13 protein-coding genes and 1 pseudogene are annotated in these 19,081 nt (G+C 68.9%); 11 read left to right on the forward strand and 3 right to left on the reverse strand.

The genetic code is table 11. The features are described 5' to 3' along the window. Positions 1 to 26 precede the first annotated feature (26 nt). Positions 27 to 980: a hypothetical protein gene (locus ACZ6YV_RS13100; RefSeq protein ID WP_465509775.1), complete on the forward strand. Its 954-nt coding sequence runs from the start codon at positions 27 to 29 to the stop codon at positions 978 to 980. A gap of 244 nt (positions 981 to 1,224) precedes the next feature. Here ACZ6YV_RS13100 and ACZ6YV_RS13105 read toward each other — a convergent pair. After that, positions 1,225 to 1,395: pseudogene (locus ACZ6YV_RS13105) on the reverse strand (iron dependent repressor, metal binding and dimerization domain protein); the annotation flags it as partial. Between the two features lie 92 nt (positions 1,396 to 1,487). Here ACZ6YV_RS13105 and ACZ6YV_RS13110 point away from each other — a divergent pair. From ACZ6YV_RS13110 to ACZ6YV_RS13130, 5 genes are all read left to right on the forward strand, one after another. Then, positions 1,488 to 2,306: a tyrosine-type recombinase/integrase gene (locus ACZ6YV_RS13110; protein ID WP_465509776.1), complete on the forward strand. Its 819-nt coding sequence runs from the start codon at positions 1,488 to 1,490 to the stop codon at positions 2,304 to 2,306. A gap of 127 nt (positions 2,307 to 2,433) precedes the next feature. Continuing rightward, entirely contained in the window at positions 2,434 to 4,725 is a 2,292-nt protein-coding gene (locus ACZ6YV_RS13115; RefSeq protein WP_465509777.1) for a glycosyl hydrolase family 95 catalytic domain-containing protein, read from the forward strand. 2 nt (positions 4,726 to 4,727) lie between these two features. Beyond that, entirely contained in the window at positions 4,728 to 7,025 is a 2,298-nt protein-coding gene (locus tag ACZ6YV_RS13120) for a glycosyl hydrolase family 95 catalytic domain-containing protein (RefSeq protein WP_465509778.1), read from the forward strand. A gap of 60 nt (positions 7,026 to 7,085) precedes the next feature. Continuing rightward, entirely contained in the window at positions 7,086 to 7,982 is an 897-nt protein-coding gene (locus tag ACZ6YV_RS13125; RefSeq protein ID WP_465509779.1) for a peptidylprolyl isomerase, read from the forward strand. A 193-nt stretch (positions 7,983 to 8,175) separates the two neighbouring features. Continuing rightward, positions 8,176 to 10,248, forward strand: coding sequence for a HelD family protein (locus tag ACZ6YV_RS13130; RefSeq protein ID WP_465509780.1), 2,073 nt, complete (start codon positions 8,176 to 8,178; stop codon positions 10,246 to 10,248). A gap of 533 nt (positions 10,249 to 10,781) precedes the next feature. Here ACZ6YV_RS13130 and ACZ6YV_RS13135 read toward each other — a convergent pair. After that, on the reverse strand, positions 10,782 to 11,606 hold the full coding sequence (locus ACZ6YV_RS13135; RefSeq protein WP_465509781.1) for an NAD-dependent epimerase/dehydratase family protein: 825 nt from the start codon (positions 11,604 to 11,606) through the stop codon (positions 10,782 to 10,784). Between the two features lie 36 nt (positions 11,607 to 11,642). Further along, a complete protein-coding gene (locus ACZ6YV_RS13140; RefSeq protein ID WP_378245172.1) occupies positions 11,643 to 12,461 on the reverse strand; it encodes an IclR family transcriptional regulator in 819 nt (272 codons plus the stop codon). 154 nt (positions 12,462 to 12,615) lie between these two features. Between ACZ6YV_RS13140 and ACZ6YV_RS13145 the strand changes: the two genes are divergently transcribed. The 5 genes from ACZ6YV_RS13145 to ACZ6YV_RS13165 are packed head-to-tail and all read left to right on the forward strand — an operon-like array spanning position 12,616 to position 19,003. After that, a complete protein-coding gene (locus ACZ6YV_RS13145) occupies positions 12,616 to 14,127 on the forward strand; it encodes a sodium:solute symporter family protein (RefSeq protein WP_378245174.1) in 1,512 nt (503 codons plus the stop codon). A 47-nt stretch (positions 14,128 to 14,174) separates the two neighbouring features. After that, complete coding sequence (locus ACZ6YV_RS13150) at positions 14,175 to 15,119, forward strand: 5-dehydro-4-deoxyglucarate dehydratase (RefSeq protein WP_465509782.1); 945 nt, start codon at positions 14,175 to 14,177, stop codon at positions 15,117 to 15,119. 2 nt (positions 15,120 to 15,121) lie between these two features. After that, the gene (locus tag ACZ6YV_RS13155) at positions 15,122 to 16,378 is read left to right on the forward strand and encodes a glucarate dehydratase family protein (RefSeq protein ID WP_465509783.1); all 1,257 of its coding nucleotides are present in this window, start codon (positions 15,122 to 15,124) and stop codon (positions 16,376 to 16,378) included. Between the two features lie 4 nt (positions 16,379 to 16,382). After that, positions 16,383 to 17,531 carry a hypothetical protein gene (locus tag ACZ6YV_RS13160; RefSeq protein ID WP_465509784.1) on the forward strand — a complete coding sequence of 383 codons (1,149 nt, stop codon included), beginning with the start codon at positions 16,383 to 16,385 and terminating at the stop codon, positions 17,529 to 17,531. A 14-nt stretch (positions 17,532 to 17,545) separates the two neighbouring features. After that, positions 17,546 to 19,003 carry an aldehyde dehydrogenase (NADP(+)) gene (locus tag ACZ6YV_RS13165; protein ID WP_465509785.1) on the forward strand — a complete coding sequence of 486 codons (1,458 nt, stop codon included), beginning with the start codon at positions 17,546 to 17,548 and terminating at the stop codon, positions 19,001 to 19,003. Positions 19,004 to 19,081 lie beyond the last annotated feature (78 nt).

Raw genomic sequence — 19,081 nt, forward strand, 5'->3', positions numbered from 1 at the left:
GTGCTCGGGTCACTGACGATCAAGGGGTGAAAATCGGAGAGTGGGCCGACGATCCCGAGCGGCTCTACCAGCACAGCCGTGGCGGGGTGATCACCGTCGCGCGGCTCGTCGAGCTCGGCGTTCCCGCCAGGACCTGCTACCGGCGCTGTCAGCCTGGGCGACCTTGGCGACGGTTGCTGCCGGGCGTGGTGCTGCTCGGCGGAGGTGAGCCCAGCTACCGGCAACTGATCGACGCCGCGCTGCTGTACGCCGGTCAGGAAGCGGTGGTGACCGGCGCGACGGTTTGCCGTCGTCGAGGACTGCGCGCCGTGCCCGCCGGACCGGCACGTGTGCACCTCCTGATCCCGCATGAACACAAGACCCTCAGCGCCGGCTTCGTGATCGTCGAGCGCACGACACGGCTGCCGCGGCCGCTCTTCGAGGACGGCGTCCCCGTGGCACCGCTCGCCCGAGCCGTGCTCGACCTGTGTCGGAGGCTCCGCTCTCCGACGACGGTTTCCGCCTTGCTCACCGAAGCTGTGCAGTCGGGTGGGCTGAGCCCGGTGACATTGCTGGAGGAACTCGATGCGGGAAGCAACCGCGGCACGGCGATTCCGCGAGTGGCGCTCGAACGCATCGTCGCCGGAGCGCGGTCAGTCGCCGAGATCGACGCGATGAACGTATGGCGGCTCTCCGGTCTGCCCGAACCGAGCTGGAACCGCCCACTCCGGGACGAAAACGGCGAGTACATCGCGACTCCCGACGGCTACTTCGCAGAAGTCGCTCTCGCCTGGGAGATCGACTCGTACGAGTTCCACTTCACGAAGCAGGACTACGCGAAGACCTTGGACAGAAACGCCAGGTACGCCGCAGCCGGGATCGCCGTGCTGCAAACGTTGCCCAGCCGCCTTCGGTCGGAGCCGGAGGAGGTGGCCAAAGAGCTTCGTGCGTCGTATCAGGCCGCCGAGGGCCGGAAGCGCACCGGCGCGCCCGCGCAGTGAAGTGCCATCGGGGTGCGCATTCGACCCGGCGCCCCTCCACCGGCGTGAGCGTGACCCGTGCGCCGGGGGTGAGGCCGGCGGCCAGCAACGTCCCGAGAAAGGCGGCGTCGTCCTGGATCCGCTCGCTGATCCGGTGGAGCCGGACCTCCCGCCGCCCGGGGTGCGTGGCCGGTCGCCTGCCGGGTGGCGCGGACACCGGGGAAAGGCCGGATATGCCGAGGAAGTCCAGGCCGGGGATCGGACCGCCGTACGGACTGAACCTCGGCCCGCCGCAGAGGTCGAAGATCCGGCGCGCGGCCTCGTCGGACATCACGTGCTCCCAGCGGCAGGCCTCGGCGTGCAGCCGGGCCCAGTCCAGCCCGATCACCCGGTACAGCAGCGTTTCCGCGAGCCGGTGCTTGCCCATGACCCGCACCGCTATCCGCGACGCATGAAGGGCCCTGGTAAATCGGTGGTCGGGGGTTCAGCCGTCTCGTTATCGTCTCTCCTCCGGCGTCGGGGAGAGACATGGGACGGAAGAGTCCGCAGGAGAAGAAGCGGCTGAGTTACGCCAAGGACCGCCGCGGCGATTTCAGGGAGAACGACAAGTCTTCCCGCAAGAACGTCCCGCGCCACAAACGGCGGGTGAACCGGGAGAACCGCCACCGCGATCAGCTGATGCTGACGGCGGCGCGCGGGCCGGTGGACGTCGAGCTCGCGGCGACAGCCGAGGAAAGCCTGCTGAAGGTCCGGCCTCAGCGGTGGCGGAAGTGGCCCGATACGCCGCTGGGCACGCTCGTGCGGGGAAAGCTGGACCGGATCGACGTGCGCCGGTCGCTCGAAGCGGCGACGCTGTCGCCCTTGACCGACGACGAACTCGACGAGACGCTGTCGGCCGCGGCGTACCTTTTGTCGCCCAAGGACGCGGCGGTCCTGCACTTCCTGAGCCACACCGGTGTTCGTGTCACCGAACTTTCCGCTCTGGACCTGCGGGATGTGTCGACCGGCTCGGTCACCGTGCGCGGCCGACGGCGGCGGACGATTCCGCTCCCGCCCGAACTCCGTCCCTCGCTCGACGCATACTTCCGGGTCCGGGCCGAGCGGTCGGGTGCGGGCGAGGAGCCGGCGTACTTCCTCGACGCCTTCGGCCGGCGGGTGTCGCCGGGCTCGGTCAATCGGGTGGTGGTCGCTTTCGGGATCCTGACCGGCCTGCCGTCATTCTCCGCGCGGACGCTGCGCATGACCTTCGCCGTCAACCTTCTCCGCGCCGGGGCCGACCTCGCCGCCGTCTCCGAGATGCTCGGTCACGCGTCGCCTGACGCCACCCGTGCCTACCTCGCCCGCTGATCGATAGGTCGGATGTATCTGCCGCTTTCCGGGTGAGCGCTCTGGCCAAACTTGGTCTATTTCTGGAAACATGCCGGTCGCCAGGGCTTGATCTACGGTAAACGTAGTATGAATCTGGAGGCGACCCATGGGCGGGCTGTCCAGGCGATCGATGCTGAAAGCTGCCGCGGGGACCGCCGCGCTCGGCGGTCTGTGGGCGCAGGGGGTCGCTCCGGCGCACGCCTCCGGTGACGTCCACCGGAGAGTGGCCGACGACGCGCGCATGGTCTGGAAGCGCCTGCCGAAGGGCTGGCAGGAGGGGCCGTTCCTCGCGAACGGCTTCCTCGGCGTCCAGTTCTACGCGGGTGCGCAGCCGAACGTCCTCAAGGTCATGCTCAGCCACTCCCGGGTCCAGGACCAGCGCGGACAGTGGGAAGCGGGCATCGGGTACTCGCGGCTCCCGATCGGCTACCTCACCCTCACGTTCGCGGGTGCGATCACGGCCGTGGACTGGCGCCTCGACCTGTACAACGCCGAACTCGGCGGCACGATCACCACCACCCGGGGTTCGGTGCGGTTCTCCGCGCTGGTCCACAACGACCAGGACCTCCTCCTCGTCTCGCTCACCGGAGAAGCGGCCGCGGACTGGGGATTCACGCCGCTCGTGTCGGCGACGACCCGGACGATCCGCAAACCGCCGGAATACACGGCCAATCCCGATCCGAAGCTCGCCAGTGCGGGCGCTGTCCGGTACTGCGAGCAGCCGATGCACGCGGGCGGCGGCTACACGACCGCGTGGCGTGAGCGGACCATCGGCACGCGACGGCTCCTGGCGGCGACGGTCGCGTACGGATTCCCCGAGCCGACCCACACCGCCGAAGCGATCAGCAGGGTCCACCGGGCGTCGGCGTCGAACCCGGACTGGCTCGTCGCCGACCATCGGCGCTGGTGGAACGCCTTCTATCGGCGCAGCTTCGTGTCCATTCCGGACAAACGGATCCAGCGGTTCTACTGGATCCAGCTGTACAAGACCGCTTGCGCCACGCGCGCGAACGGGCCCGTCGTCGCCGAGTGGGGGCCGTGGTTCCCGGAGGTCGGCAACAGCTGGACGGCGGTGTGGTGGAACCTCAACGTCCAGGTCACCTACCCGATCGTCAACAGCAGCAACCATCCCGAACTCGACGCCGTCACCGCGACCTTCCGCCGCGACCACGCCAACCTCGAACTCTCGGTGCCTCCCGCGTACCGGGACGGCGACACGTACGCCCTTTCGCATCCGGGGGACTGGCGGCTGCGGCCCGGCGGCACCCGCGCGGTCGGGATCCCCGGCCCGGCCACGAAGAACGACCAGACCGGGAACCTGATCTGGGGCCTGCACAACGTCTGGCTCGCGTACCGGCACAGTATGGACATCCGCGTCCTGCGTGACGTCCTGTATCCGACGCTGGCCAAAGCGCTCAACTACTACCGCCACTTCCTCGCCGCCGGGCCGGACGGTGCGCTGCACCTGCCGATGACAAGGTCACCCGAGTACGCCGACGCGGCGGACTGCACCTACGACCTGTCGCTGATCCGCTGGGCCGCGCGCACGCTCGTCGAATCCGCGGCCAAGCTGCGCATCGACGACCCGCGGGTGCCCGCGTGGCGCGAGATCGGCGAGAAACTGGTGCCGTACCACGAGGATCCCGATCGGGGAGTGCTGATCGGCGAAGGTGTCCCGCTGGCCGAATCGCACCGGCACTTCTCGCATCTGCTCTGGCTCTACCCGCTGCGGGAGAAGCTCTGGGATCGTCCCGGCGATCGGGACATCATGCGCCGGACGTTCGCGCACTGGTCCAGCATTCAGGACAAGTGGCACGGCTACAGCTTCGCGGCCGCGTCGTCGATGAGCTCGGTGATGGACGCGCCCGAGGAAGCGTTGCGCTACCTGAAGATCTTCCTCGACGGGACCGTCGTGGCCGACACCCAGCTCACGCCGAACACGATGTACCGCGAGGGCGCGAACCTGGCGATCGAGAGCCCGATCACCGCCGCGCAGTCCGTTGTGGACATGCTGCTGCAGGGGGATCACGGCGTGCTGAAGGTCTTCCCGTCGGTTTCTTCGGCGTGGCGGGACGCGTCCTTCGCGAGCCTGCGCGCGGAGGGCGCCTTCCTCGTGGACGCCTCCCGCCGGAACGGCGCGACCGAATGGATCCGTGTCCACAGCGAAGCGGGGGAGCCGCTCACGCTCCAGCACGGGATCCCCGGCGACATCGACGTCCATGACGCGCGAGGACGGCGGCTGCCTTGGCGCGCCGAAGGTCCGGGCAGGATCTCTATCCCGCTCGGTCGCGGCGGGACAGCCGTCGTCACGCGGCGCGGCGCACATCCGGCCCTGGAGCCGCGAGACGTGCCCGGTGACCGCGAAACTCCGGCATGGGGACTCGACCAGGAGGTCTGAGGATGGAGATCACGCGCAGGACGGTGCTCGGCGGTGCACTGGCGGGCGGGGCACTGGCAGGCGTGGCTGCGGCCGGGTTCGCGCCGTCCGCGTCGGCGGCGGAAGTCACCAGCGGCCTCGACTGGCCAGGCTTCCTCGCCTCCGCGGACCTGGTGTGGCGGAAGATGCCGAAGACCTGGTATGAAGGCCCCTTTCTCGGCAACGGTTTCCTCGGCTCGGGCATCTACGCCGAACCGGGCAGGAACGCTGTCCGGTTCAACGTCCAGCACAGCGAAGTGCAGGATCACCGGCCCGAATTCGGCTCCCTGTTCGGGCTCGCGAGGTTGCCGATCGGTCATTTCACCCTCGAACCGGCCGGTGCCATCACCGGGATCGACTGGCGGATGGATCTCTGGAACGCCGAACTCAGGGGCACGATCACCACGACCGCGGGCAGTCTCTCGCTACGCGCGATCGTCCACACCGGACAGTCGTTGCTGGCCGTCGAGATCGAGCCGACCGAGGGCGAGCGCGGCTTCCGGTGGATCTTCCACCCGGCCGAGGCGGTGAGCCCGAGAACGGATCCGAAGTTCGGGAAGCCGCAGCCCGCCGGCTACGTCGCCAATCCGCCCGCGACCCGGGAAACCAGCGGTGACAGCAGTCTTTCCGTGCAGAGCCTACTGGCAGGCGGCGAGTACGTCACGGCGTGGCGTGAGGTCGCCAGGGGATCGAAGCGCACGCTGTACACGTCCGTGGCCTGGTCGTATCCGAAGAAGACGGCCGCACGAGAGGCACTGAAAACGGTCCGCCGGGCCGAGCCGTTCGACGTCGTCACGATCGAGCACCGTCGCTGGTGGCACGACTACTACCGGAATGGTTTCCTGTCCATTCCGGACACCCGGCTCCAGAGCTTCTACTGGATCCAGCTGTACAAGGTCGCTTCGGCGGCGCGAAAAGAAGCGCCGGTCATGGCGACCTGCGGACCGTGGCTCGAACCGACCCCGTGGCCGGCGACGTGGTGGAACCTCAACGTCCAGCTGGAGTACTGGCTCATCCACGGGTCCAATCACCTCGAACTCGACGCCGTCAGCCACGCTCTCGGCAAGTACCGCGCGAACCTGACGAGCCAGGTCGCCGAGCCGTGCCAGCACGATTCCGCGGGCATCCCGCGCACGACCGACATGAACCTGCTCAACGGCGCGACCGGGACGAACTCCGGCTTCCCGGTCGGCATCCCCGGCGAGGAGACGCCGACACCGGAGGTCGGCAACCTCACCTGGGCGCTGCACAACGTTTGGCTGTCCTATCGGCACACGATGGACCGGCTGCTCCTGCGGGACACCCTGTTCCCGTTGCTGCGCAAGGCGATCAACTACTACCTCCACTTCCTGAAGCCCGGCCCGGACGGGAAGCTGCACCTGCCTGCGACGTTCTCCCCGGAGTACGGCGTCAACGCGCCCGACTGCAACTACGACCTCGCGCTGATCCGCTGGGGGTGCAAGACGCTCCTGGAATCGGCGGCGGAACTGCGGATCGAGGACCCGCTCACGCGGCGGTGGCGGGAAGTCCTGGCCACGCTGGTCCCGTATCCGGCCGACGCCGACGGCTACATGATCGGTGCCGGTGTGCCGTTCGCGAAGTCGCATCGGCACTACTCGCATCTGTTGCAGATCTATCCGCTGTACGAGATCACGTGGGAGCGGCCGGAGCATCGGCGGATCATCGAGACCTCGCTCGACCACTGGGTGGGCTTCGAGGGCGCGTTGCAGGGCTACACGTTCACCGGTGCCGCGTCGATGTCGGCGCAGATGCTGCGCGGGGAGAAGGCGGAGTTCTACCTCGGTGAGCTGCAGCGGCGCTACATCCAGCCGAACACGATGTACAAGGAGTCCGGTCCGGTCATCGAGACGCCGCTCTCGGCGGCGCAGTCACTGCACGACATGCTCGTCCAGAGCTGGGGCGGGGTCATCCGGCTGTTCCCGGCCGTCCCGGCCAAGTGGGCGGACGCCGCGCTGCGCGACTTCCGGACGCAGGGCGCTTTCCTGCTCAGCGCCTCCCGGCAGGGCGGCAAGACGCGCTGGGTCAAGGTCACCAGTGAGGCGGGGGCGCCCTGTGTGCTGCGGACGGATCTGGAAGGAGAGCTGACCGTCCGAGACCGGTGGGGGAGGCCGAAACGCTGGCGTCGGCTGCCGAACGGCGACGTACAGATAGACCTGCGGCGCGGCGAAGAGGCGGTCGTGCACCGCAAGGGCGACAAGCCCGACCTCGAGATCCGGCCCGTTCCGGCGAACGAGGCCGCGACGCCGTGGGGGATGCCGTGACGTCGCTCGTGGCGATAGGTCAAAGTGGTCCTGCACATCTTCAGGATGACAGGAGCACAGATGTCCCAGCCTCCGCAGCAGCCGTACCAACAGCCGGGCTGGTACGGCGCACCGCACCAGCCGCCTCCGCCGCCGTCGAACAAGACAGCGCTGTGGGTCGGACTGGGTGTGCTGGGACTGGTCGTGGTGGTCGCCGCCGTGGCGATCACCGGTTTCGTGGCACCGGGCTTCTTCCTGTCGGACTCGAAGGGCAAGAGCGCGGTCGCGTCTTCGTCCTCGACTCCGACTTCGAGTGCTCAAGACACGGCGACGCAGAGTCCGGTGCAGGTTCCCGCGGACCGGATTCCGATGCCGAAGCGCACGACACCGTTGGCGGATCCGGCCGAGTGCGCGTATCCGGCGGACACCGGCGGTGGCGAGGTGCCGAAGAAGGCCACCCCGCCCGCGGCGGGCCCGACCCCGGCGACCGGTACGGCGGCGGTCACGGCCAAGACGACCGCGGGCGACATCGGGCTGACGCTGGACCGCGCGCTCGCGCCGTGTGCCGTGGCGAACTTCCTTTCGCTGGCACAGCAGGGGTATTACGACGGCACCTCGTGTCACCGGCTCGGCACGTCGGGATTGCAGATGCTCCAGTGCGGCGACCCGGCGGCCACCGGCGCCGGCGGGCCGGGGTACACGATCCCGGACGAGATCTTCCCGGAGCTCAAGTACGGCCGCGGGATCCTCGCCATGGCGAAGACCCAGGCGCCGAATTCGGGCGGCAGCCAGTTCTTCATGGTGTTCGGCGAAGCGGAACTGCCGCCGGAATACACGGTGTTCGGGAGCATCTCGGACGCGGGCCTGCAGACGCTGGACAAGGTCGCGCGGGGCGGGGTGGACGACTCGCAAGGCCCCGGTGACGGGACGGGTCCGCCGCGGATCCCGGTGAAGTTCCAGTCGATCGCCGTCGGCTGATGCGCCGGATCATCGGCACGCCCGCGCTGAGTGAAGCCGATCCTGATCGGCTGACGGCTCAGCTCACCCGTGTTCTCGCCGCGATCGTCGAGCCTGACCCGGTCGGCTGAGGCGACCGGAAAGAACAAGACTGTTTCTTCCGGAAGTCGCCGGGCACCCTCGATGGCACTGATCGTCGACCTGAGGGGGACGCGTGCCGGACGGTGGCATCGATCGTGAGATCGGCAGGGAACAGGAATACGTGGCGGCCCTGTACGCCCGGCTGGACGCGCTACGCGGGGAGGCGGCCGAGAGGCTGGCCGCGGCCGGGGATCGGGAGTCGGCGGGTGTCTGGCAAGCCGAGGTGGCCCGGCTGGACGCGGTGGAAGAAGGGTTGTGTTTCGGGCGGCTGGACATGGACGACGGCAGGCGCCTCTACATCGGCAGGCTTGGCGTGTTCCGGAGCGGGAGCGATGAACCGTTGCTGGTGGACTGGCGTGTCCCGGTGGCGCGGGCGTTCTACACCGCGACGGCGGCCGCTCCCGAAGGCGTACGGCGGCGGCGACGCATCACCACGCGCGGCCGGACCGTCGTCGCGCTGGACGACGAACTGCTGGACCGGGACAGCACCGTCGACGACGGTCTGGTCGGCGAGGCGGCGTTGTTGGCGGCCGTGACCGTGGAGCGGACCGGGCGGATGCACGACATCGTCACCACGCTTCAGGCCGAACAGGATCGGATCATCCGGCATGAGCCCGGCGGGGTACTGGTGGTGCAGGGCGGCCCCGGCACGGGGAAGACGGCCGTCGCGTTGCACCGGGTCGCGTATCTGCTCTACACCCGCCCGCACTTGCGCACCCGAGGTGTTCTCGTGGTGGGTCCTAGCCGGATCTTCCTCGACTACATCGGCCAGGTCCTGCCGGGCCTCGGCGAGAACAGCGTGGTGACCGCGACCATCGGCGACCTGAGACCGGACGTCGAGATCAGCCGCGTGGACCCGCCCGGAATCGTCGAACTCAAAGGCGAAGCGGTCATGGCCGAACGGCTGGCGGCGGCCGTACGGTCGAGGGTCCGGACGCCGGATCAGCCGGTCTACGTCGGGTTCGAACAGCAGGTGCTGCGGCTCGACCCGGACGAATGCGGCCGTGCCCTGCGGAAAGCCGGGCGGGCCGGACTGCCGCACAACCAGGCCAGGTTGGTCTTCCAACGGGAGATCATTGAGGTGCTCACACGGCGGCTGATCGAGGAGATGGAAGCGGTCGTGCTCACCGGGACGGGCGAGGCGATCGACGGCGGCAGCCCGGACGGCCGACTCGGTGAGGCCGATCTGCGCGCGCTCGCCGCCGCCGGTGTCGTGATCGAGCAGGACGAACACGACGACGGGCCGAGGACCCTGCTGGACGAGACCGACCGGGCCGGTCTGCGGGACTCGATGCTCGCCGATACCGGCGTCCGTGCCGTACTCGACGCGCTGTGGCCGCCGCTGACACCGGAGCGCGTGGTGTCGGACCTGCTCGGCGAGCGGGCCGACGGCTGGAGCGTCGCGGATGTCCCGTTGCTGGACGAGGCCGCGAGTCTGATCGGCCGGAGTGCCGGGTTCGCGACGTTCGGGCATGTGGTCGTCGACGAGGCGCAGGAACTGTCCGAAATGGACTGGCGGATGCTGATGCGCCGGTGCCCCACCCGATCGATGACCCTCGTCGGCGACCTCGCTCAGACCGGGAACCCGGCGGGCGCCACGTCGTGGGACGGCGTGCTGTGGCCACATGTGCGGGATCGGTGGCGGCTCGCCCGGCTCACGGTCAACTACCGCACGCCGTCGGAGATCATGGCCGCCACCGCGGATCTGCTCGCCGCGCACCATCCCGGAACGCCGCCGCCCCGGTCGGTCCGCTCGACCGGTGAACCACCGTGGCGGATCGCCACCTCGCGGGCCGACCTGGTGACGACCATCGCCGACCTCGCCACGGCACACACCGACGGCCAACTCGGGATCATCGCTTCGAGTCCCTTCATTGAACCCCTGGCCGCCGCGTTGTCCCTCGCCATCCCGCCGGACCTGACCGGCAAGGTCGTCCTGCTGACCGCTGGGCAGGCCAAGGGCTTGGAGTTCGACTCGGTCTTGATCGCCGACCCGGCCGGAATCCTCGGCGCCGCGCCGCATGGCCACAACGATCTCTACGTCGCCATGACCAGAGCCACGCGACGGCAGGGCGTCGTGCATTTTGGCCCGCCGCCGGCCGAGCTGTCCGTGCTACGGGAACTCGTTGATCACGACTGGTCGTGAGTGGCTGGGTCCGTGAAGGCCTCCTTGCCCCGGCTGAGCCGAGGAAACTCGACCTTCATACCTTCCGCAGTACGTGAAGGACCCCTTCATTGCGTCTAGCGCAATGAAGGGGTCCTTCACGTACCTCAGGAGGCGAGGGCGCGGGAAAGCGCTGGGTCGGGGTGGTCGTGAGTGGTAAAGAGCGCTGGCGGACCGGTATTTGCCTACCTGCCACTGACCTGGACCAGGCTGACAATCCCAGCGGGCATCCAGATCGACGGTGAAGGAATTGGGACGTTGAGTGTCCTGATTCCTTCACCGTCGCGAGCTCACCCCGGTCCCGGACCTTGATCAACGGAAGATCGGGGACCTTGAGTGTCCCGGATCCTCCGTTGATCAAGGTCCTGCCACCCAGTCCCTGCGGCCGGCAACCGAGCGGGGAAGATTTCGGACGTTGAATGTCCGAAATCTTCCCCCGTCACAAGTTGTTCCTTGTGGACAGTGGGCTCAGCGGCCGAACCGGTCGCGCGAGTCATCTCAAGAGAACAAGAAGCTCAGAGCGGGTTGTACGCCCCCAGCGGAGCGGTGCAGAACGGCCCGCCGACGTACTCCGCGGCCACCCCGGTCGGAGCAGGCTGGTCCGCCAGCTGGTCGGCGTAGGTTTCCGCGTTGTCGAGCGACTTGTAGCCCAGCTCCTCGGCTTCGGCCAGCGAGTAGATGCGGCGCGTGTTGTCGGAGACGCCCCAGATCAGCCGGTAGCCGGGGGAGGGGTAGCTCAGGCAGGCCTCGAACAGGCGGGCGCCGTCGTCGGGGGAGAGCCAGGTCGTCAGGCCGCGCGGGCCGAGGACGAGCGGGCTTTCGAAGCACGAGCCGATCCGGATGACGATCACGTCCATGCCGAACCGCGAGTGGTACAGGCTGCCCATCGCTTCGATGGCCGCCTTGCTGACGCCGTAGTAGGTGTCGGGCCGGGGCGTCGAGTCTGCGGGGAGGCCGTTCTCGCCTGCCTCGTCGTTGCGGCGGAAGCCGACGGAATGGTTGCTGGAAGCCAGGATCACACGCGGCACACCGGCCGCCCGCGCGGCTTCGAGGACCGTGTGGGTGCCGTTGATGTTGACGTCCAGGGTGGCTTCCCATGAGCTCTCGCGGCTGTGGCCGCCGAGGTGGATCACCGCGTCGACGCCGGAGCAGGCCTTCGCCATCGCCTCGGGGTCGGTCACCGAAGCAGTGATCAGTTCGACGTCCTCGCCTCCCGCGGCTTCGGGCTGCGCGGCGAGGTCGAGCAGCCGCAGTACCCGGCCGGAACGGCGCAGCCTCGACCGCATCAAGGTGCCGACGATGCCCGCCGAGCCGGTGATCAGGACGCGCTGGTCTGCCATGTGAACCCCTTGTCGGTAAAAGAAAGTACGGGAAGATCAGCGGATGCCGGCGCGGCGCAGTTGCTGGCCGAGTTCCGCGGTGATTTCGGCGAGGAGCTCGCCGACGCGCTGGGCGTCGGCGTCGGTGACTTCGGTGATCGGCATGGAGCAACTGATCGCGTCCGTGCCGGGGATGCGGTACGGGATCACGGCCGCGACGCACCGGACGCCGAGGCTGCCTTCCTCGATTTCCGCCGCGTAGCCGCGCTCGCGGGTCTTCGCGCATTCGGCGTGCAGCGTCTCGGGCGTGGTGATGGTGTTCGGGGTCAGCGCCGACAGCTCTCCGCTCAGGAGGCCGTCGATCTCGTCGTGCGTCAGTTCGGCCAGTAAAGCCTTCCCCAGCGCCGTCGCGTGGGTGGGCAGCGTGCGGCCGACGCGGGACACGAGATGGGTCGAGTGCCGTGACTCGCGCGTCTCCAGGTAGACGACGTCGGTGCCCTCGCGGCGCGCGAAGTGCGCGGTGAAACCGGTCTTCTCCCGGATCCGCTCCAGCGCTTCGGTCGCGTACGGGACGACAGGGTCGCGGTCCAGGTACGCCGTGCCGCAGATCAGCGCGCGGACGCCGAGGCGGTAGCGGGCGGTGTTGGTGTCCACTTCCAGCCAGCCGGCTTCGAGCAGGGTGCGGAGCAGGCCGTGCAGGCTGGACCTGGGGAAACCGGTCCGCGCGTGGAGATCCGACAGGGAAAGCCACACGTCGTTCGCGGCGAAGGTCTCGATGAGATCGATCGCCCGCCGGGCCGATTTGACCCCGGCGGGTTCGGGCGCGGCGGACACGCCGTTCTCCACCGTGACAGCGGGGGCTTCCTGCTGTGGCATCCGCACTCCTCCAACCGGCCGTTGACTTGTGACTCTGGCCATATTAGCGTCCCGAACAGCGTTCTTATGGATGAACATAATCACTATAACAGACTCCGTTCATGGATGTGAACAGGTCGGGCTGGACCTTCGTGAACGCGGAAAGGAGTCAGCGGTGCATTTGCTGGACTGGATCATGGTGTCCGCGTATTTCGTGCTGATGGTGGTGATCGGGCTGTGGTCGCACAGCCGGGTCAACACGGTCAGCGACTTCTTCACCGCCGGCGGGAAGATGCCCTGGTGGCTGGCCGGGATCTCCCACCACATGTCCGGCTACAGCGCGGTTCTCTTCGTCGCGTACGCGGGCGTCGCCTACACGGACGGCATCACCGTCTACTTCTGGGGCATGGCCAGCATCGGTATCGGCGTCGGTATCGGCAGCTGGCTGTTCGCTTCCAGGTGGAACCGCCTGCGCTCGAAGCTCGGTGTCGCCTCGCCGCTCGAGTACCTGGCCAAACGCTTCAACGTCCCCACCCAGCAGGCGCTGGCCTGGAGCGGCAGCCTCCTGAAGATCTTCGACATCGCGGCCAAGTGGTTCGCGGTCGCGACGATCCTCAACGTCTTCGCGGGCGTCCCCTACACCTGGGGCATCATCATCACCGGCTCGATCACGCTGATCTACTGCACCGTCGGCGGTCTCTGGGCCGACGCGCTCACCGACTTCGGCCAGTTCGTCATCCAGGCCATCGCGGCGATCGTGATGCTGTGGGTCGTGCTGGACAAGCTCGGCGGTGTCTCCGGCCTGTGGACCGTGTGGGGGGACCTCCCGCCCGCCCACCTCAACCCGACCACGTCGAAGTTCACCACCGTGGTGTTGCTCGTCTACGTGCTGGTGAAGACGCTGGAGTACAACGGCGGTATGTGGAACCTGGCGCAGCGCTACATGGCCGCGCCGAACACCTACGAAGCCCGTCGTGGCGCGCGGCTCTCGTCGATCCTGTACCTGGTGTGGCCGCTGGTCATGATGTTCCCGATGTTCGCCGCCCCGCTGCTGATCCCGAACATCTCCAACCCCAACAACGCCTACGCGATCATGACCACGACCTTCCTCCCGCCGGGGCTGGTCGGGCTGGTGCTGGCCGGGATCTTCTCGCACACCATGGCGATGGTCTCCTCCGACGCCAACGCGATCTCCGCGGTCATCACCCGCGACATGATGCCGGTGCTGTGGAAGAAGGCCAGGAACTTCACCGACGCACAAGGGCTGCTCGCCGCCCGGATCTCGACGGTGATCTTCGTCGTGCTCACCATGGCGGTGGCCACGCAGGCCGAGAAACTCGGTGGTGTGCTGGGTATCGTGGTGCTCTGGGTCGCGGCGCTGATGGGCCCGATCTCGGTACCGCTGCTGCTGGGCATGCTCCCGTGGTTCCGCCGGTCCGGTTCCCGCGCGGCGCTGATCTCCTGGGCGGGCGGCCTGCTCGCCTACGCGATCGCCTACTACGGCTACAAAGCCACGCTCGCGGTCACCGTCTCCACCCCGATCCTGGTCTCACTGGCGCTGTTCATCGGGCTCGGCTATCTCCTGCCCGAGCGCAAGGCCACCACCGACGCGATCATCGACACGATCGACCGTGACGACGACGTCACACCCAGCAAGACCAAGGACGGCACCACCGTGCCTGCCTGACCGGGCCCGAACCCGGGACAAACCGACAAAGAACGAAAGAGAAATCCATGGCGCAGCCCAAGATCGAACTCGACGGCCTACTGGCGTTCCCCCTGACCCCCTTCACCGAGGGGCTGGAACTCGATCTCGACGTGTTCGCGGAAACCGTCGAGAGCCACGTGGCCGCCGGAGCCGGCGCGCTGTTCGTCGCCTGCGGTACAGGCGAATTCAGCTCGCTGTCCCCGGACGAGCACGCAGCGATCCTGCGTAAGGCTCGTGAGGTCGTTTCCGGGCGGGTGCCCGTGTGGGTCGGGGCAGGCGGCGGTGCCGCGGCGGCCCGTGCCGGGATCGCGGCGGCGGAGGCGGGCGGCGCGGACGGCGTCCTCCTCCTGCCGCCGTACCTGGTGACCGGTCCGCCGTCCGGGCTGGTCGACCACGTCCGGTACGCCGTCGGGGACTCCTCGATCCCGGTGATCGTCTACCACCGCTCCACCGGGGTGTTCACCCCGAACTCGGCCGTCGAACTGCTCGGCATCCCGTCGGTGGTCGGTCTCAAGGACGGCTTCGGCGACGTCGAGCTCATGAGCCGGATCATCACCTCGATCCGTTCGGTCGACACCGACCGGGCCCGGGACTTCCTGTTCTTCAACGGTCTTCCCACGGCCGAGGTCTCCGCGCGGGCCTACGCCGCTGTCGGCGTGGCGCGCTACTCCTCGGCCGTGCACTGCTTCGCCCCCGAGATCGCGGCCCGCTTCCACCGCGCGCTCGCGGAGAAGGACGACGCCGTCATGGAGGCGCTGCTCGCCGGGTTCTACCTGCCGCTGGTGGCGCTGCGGGACGAGGGACAGGGCTTCGCCGTGTCGCTGGTCAAGGCCGCCGCGCGGCTGCGCGGGGACAAGGTCGGTTCGATCCGGCCCCCGCTGGTCGAGCCGACCGCCGACCAGCTCGCCCGCCTGGAGAAGATCGTCGACGACGGGTTCGCCGTCCTCAAGTCCGTCGAGGCCGGTGCCTGAAGATGAAGGTTCTCGACGTAGTCCTGACCCCGGTCGCCTTCGCCGACCCGCCGCTGCTCAACGCGATGGGCGTGCACGAGCCCTTCGCGCTGCGTGGTGTCGTCCAGCTGATCTGCGAGGACGGTGTGGTCGGCCTCGGCGAGTCCTACGGTGACCTCGCGTTCCTCGAACAGGTCCGGAAGGTGCTGCCGGAACTCAAGGGACAGGACGTGTTCGACCTGCCCGGCCTCCGCCGGAAGGTCGCCACCACGCTGGGCGAGGTCGTCTTCGCCGACGCGCACGGGCTCACCGGCGGATTCTCCGTCAGCAAGACCGTCGCCAGCGTGTACTCGCTGTTCGAGGTCGCCGCGCTCGACGCGCAGGGCCACTACCTCGGCAGGCCGGTGGTGGACCTGCTCGGCGGCAAGGCGCGCGACGCCGTCGACTTCTCCGCGTACCTGTTCTACAAGTTCGGCGCCCACCTCGGCGCCGAGGAGGACTCGTGGGGCGAGGTGACCACGCCGGAGGCGCTCGTCGGCGAGGCACGCCGCATGGTCGACGAGTACGGCTTCCGCTCCATCAAGCTCAAGGGCGGCGCCTTCGACCCCGACCAGGAGATGGCCGGGATCCGCGCGCTGGCCGAGGCGTTCCCCGATCACCCGCTCAGGATCGACCCGAACGCGGCTTGGACCGTGGAAACCGGCATCCGGGTCGCCGAGGAGCTCGACGGCGTCCTGGAGTACCTCGAGGACCCGACGCCGGGTATCGAAGGCATGGCGCGGGTCGCCGAGAAGGCGAACATGCCGCTGGCCACGAACATGTGTGTCGTGCGCTTCGCGGACATCGAGCCCGCCTTCCGGCAGCGAGCGGTCGGGGTAATACTTTCGGACCATCATTACTGGGGTGGCCTGCGGGACACCCAGGCCCTGTCCATCACGGCGGAGTGCTTCGACGTGGGGCTTTCCATGCATTCGAACAGTCATCTCGGGATCAGCCTGGCCGCTATGGTGCACGTGGCCGCGGCGACGCCGCACCTGACCTATGCCTGCGACACCCACTGGCCGTGGAAGACGGCCGACGTCATCGCCCCGGGTGCGCTGGAGTTCGTCGACGGTGCGGTCGCGGTGCCCGACAAGCCGGGGCTGGGGATCGAGCTCGACCCCGACGCGCTGGCACGGGCCCATGAAGACTATGTCCGAAGTGGACAGACCAAACGGGATGACGTGACCTATATGCGGAAGTTCGTCGGAAAGTTCGAACCGAACACAGCACGGTGGTGACGCGGTGAAGGTCACCGGATACGCCTACCCCTGGGACGTCGTCGACGACCCCGGGTTCGTCGAGCGCGTACGGGAACTCGGCGTCGACGAGGTCGCCGTCGCCGTGTCGTACCACAGCGCCCGCGCGGCGACGCCCTGGTCGCCCGAGCGCACCTCGGTCGTCGCGCGCCACGCGGCGCTGTACCGGCCGGTGCGCGACGAGGCCTGGGGCGAGCTGAAGCCCGCCGAGCCGGACTGGGTCGAAAGCCGCGACAGCGCGGGCGACGCCGTCCGGATGCTGAACGAGGCGGGTATCCCGGCCGCGGCGTGGCTCGTGCTGACCCACAATTCGCAGCTGGGCGTCGAGTTCCCGGAACTCACCGTGCGGAACTGCTTCGGCGAGCGGTACCCGTGGGCGCTGTGCCCCGGCCAGCCGGCGGTGCGCGAGTACGCCGCGAACGTGACGGCGGAAAGCCTCGCCGGGCTCGACTTCGCCACGGTCATCCTCGAGGCCTGCGGCCCGCTCGGCGCCGTGCACCAGCACCAGCACGAGAAGACCGACGGCGTCTGGTCACCCGCCGTGGCGCGACTGCTGTCGGTCTGCTGCTGCGACGCGTGTCTCGACTCCTGGGCCGAGGCGGGCAAGGACCCGGCGAAGGCGCTGGGCAAGCTCCGCGCCGAGGTCCGGCGGCTGATCGACAGCGGTGACCTTCGCGCGGGAGAGGACAAGATCCTGCCCACCCTGCGGCAGGTCCTGCTCGACACCCGCCAGAAGGCGACGGACGCGCTCCGGCGTGAAGTGCTCGCGAAGATCCCGTCCGGCCCCCGGATCGTGCTGCACGGCGCGATGGACCCGTGGGTCACCGGCGCGCTGCCGGGGCTGACGCCGTCGGCCCCGGACGACGTCGACGCGGTGGTGCTGCAGAACTGGGCACCCGGCCACCCCAGCGTGGGTGCCGTCGCGACGGCACGGGCGAAACTGCCGGCGAAGGTCGCCGTCGGCAGCTACATCACCGCGGTGGCGGCGACCCCGGTGCCCGACATCGAGGCCTACACCACCGAACTCGGCAAGGCAGGCGCCACCGAACTGCACCTGTACCACCTCGGCCTCGCCGGCCCGGGGCGCTGGGCGGATCTCATCGCCGCCGTCAGCGCCGCGCAAGACATCGTTTAGGAGAAAAGAAAACCATGAGCCAGGCAACAGATCCCGCCACGCTCGAACAGATCCTCGCGGCCGCCGCCGATGCGGCAGGCACGGCGGCGGCCGCGACCCCAGCCCAACGCGCCGGCTGGCTGAACGCGGCCGCGGACGCCCTCGACGCGGCCGCCGACGAGCTGATCACGCTGGCCAACCAGGAGACGCACCTCCCGGCCGCCCCGCGGCTGCAGGGAGAGCTGAAGCGCACGACGTTCCAGCTGCGCCTCTTCGGCGAGGTGCTGGCCGACGGCTCGTTCCTCGGCGCCACCGTCGACCACGCGGACGCCGCGTGGCCGATGGGGCCGCGGCCGGACATCCGCCGTCTGCTCACCCCGATCGGCCCGGTGCTGGTGTTCGCCGCCAGCAACTTCCCGTTCGCGTTCAGTGTCGCGGGCGGCGACACCGCGTCGGCGCTGGCCGCCGGTTGCCCGGTCGTGCTCAAGGCGCACTCGGGTCACCCGGAGCTGTCCGCCCGCACCGGCGAGGTCCTGCGTGAGGCGCTGGTCGAGGCCGGTGCGCCGGAGGGGATCTTCGCGGTCGTCTACGGCCAGCAGAACGGCGTCACGGCGCTGAAGGACCCGCGGATCCAGGCGGCGTCGTTCACCGGCTCGGTGCCGGGCGGGCGCGCGCTGTTCGACATCGCGACCTCGCGGCCGTCGCCGATCCCGTTCTACGGCGAACTCGGCAGCGTCAACCCCGTCGTCGTCACCCCGTCGGCGATCGAAGCGCGCGGCGAGGCGATCGCCAAGGCGTACGCGGGCTCGTTCACCCTTGGTGCCGGGCAGTTCTGCACCAAGCCGGGGCTGCTGTTCCTGCCCGAGGGCCACGGCCTGGAAGACACGCTGCGCGAGGCCGTCGCGGCGATCCCGGCGCAGCCGATGCTCAACGAGCGCATCGCGGCCGGTTTCGCCGACGGGCTGGCGAAGCTGAGCGAGGTCGACGGCGTCGAGGTGCTGTCGGCGTCCGGTGGCGCGGAAGGGATCTCGCACGGCGCGACCCTGCTCGCCACCACCGCCAAGGGCTTCCTGTCCGACGCCGACACCGTCCGCGAGGAGTGCTTCGGACCGGCGTCGCTGATCGTCACCTACACCGACCAGGACGAGCTGATCAGCCTGCTCGGCGTGATGGAACCAGGGCTCACCGCGACCATCCAGGGTGAAGAGTCCGATGTGGACTGGATCCGCCCTGTCCTTCCGTCGCTGACCCGCGTCGCAGGCCGCCTGCTGTGGAACGACTGGCCGACCGGCGTCACGGTCAGCTGGGCACAGGAACACGGCGGTCCCTATCCGGCGACCACCGCGCCGACCAGCACCTCGGTCGGCACCGCGGCGATCGAGCGGTTCCTGCGCCCGATCGCCTGGCAGGGCTTCCCCGACGCGCTGCTGCCGGAACCGTTGCAGGAGAACAACCCGTGGGATCTGCCCCGCAGGACCGACGGGAAACGCTAGAAGACCTCGTGAGTGGCAGGGACGGTTAGAACCGTCCCTGCCACTCACGAGGCTCCACCTCACGCCGCCGCCCCAGTT

The sequence above is a fragment of the Amycolatopsis sp. NPDC102522 genome (genome assembly GCF_055584485.1).

What these genes read in the sequence shown, in the direction of transcription:
- ACZ6YV_RS13120 (WP_465509778.1), top strand. Translation starts at nt 4,728, where the DNA reads ATGGAGATCACGCGCAGGACGGTGCTCGGCGGTGCACTGGCGGGCGGG.
- ACZ6YV_RS13125 (WP_465509779.1), top strand. Translation starts at nt 7,086, where the DNA reads ATGTCCCAGCCTCCGCAGCAGCCGTACCAACAGCCGGGCTGGTACGGC.
- ACZ6YV_RS13110 (WP_465509776.1), top strand. Translation starts at nt 1,488, where the DNA reads ATGGGACGGAAGAGTCCGCAGGAGAAGAAGCGGCTGAGTTACGCCAAG.
- ACZ6YV_RS13135 (WP_465509781.1), bottom strand. Translation starts at nt 11,606, where the DNA reads ATGGCAGACCAGCGCGTCCTGATCACCGGCTCGGCGGGCATCGTCGGC.
- ACZ6YV_RS13140 (WP_378245172.1), bottom strand. Translation starts at nt 12,461, where the DNA reads ATGCCACAGCAGGAAGCCCCCGCTGTCACGGTGGAGAACGGCGTGTCC.
- ACZ6YV_RS13150 (WP_465509782.1), top strand. Translation starts at nt 14,175, where the DNA reads ATGGCGCAGCCCAAGATCGAACTCGACGGCCTACTGGCGTTCCCCCTG.
- ACZ6YV_RS13165 (WP_465509785.1), top strand. Translation starts at nt 17,546, where the DNA reads ATGAGCCAGGCAACAGATCCCGCCACGCTCGAACAGATCCTCGCGGCC.
- ACZ6YV_RS13155 (WP_465509783.1), top strand. Translation starts at nt 15,122, where the DNA reads ATGAAGGTTCTCGACGTAGTCCTGACCCCGGTCGCCTTCGCCGACCCG.
- ACZ6YV_RS13115 (WP_465509777.1), top strand. Translation starts at nt 2,434, where the DNA reads ATGGGCGGGCTGTCCAGGCGATCGATGCTGAAAGCTGCCGCGGGGACC.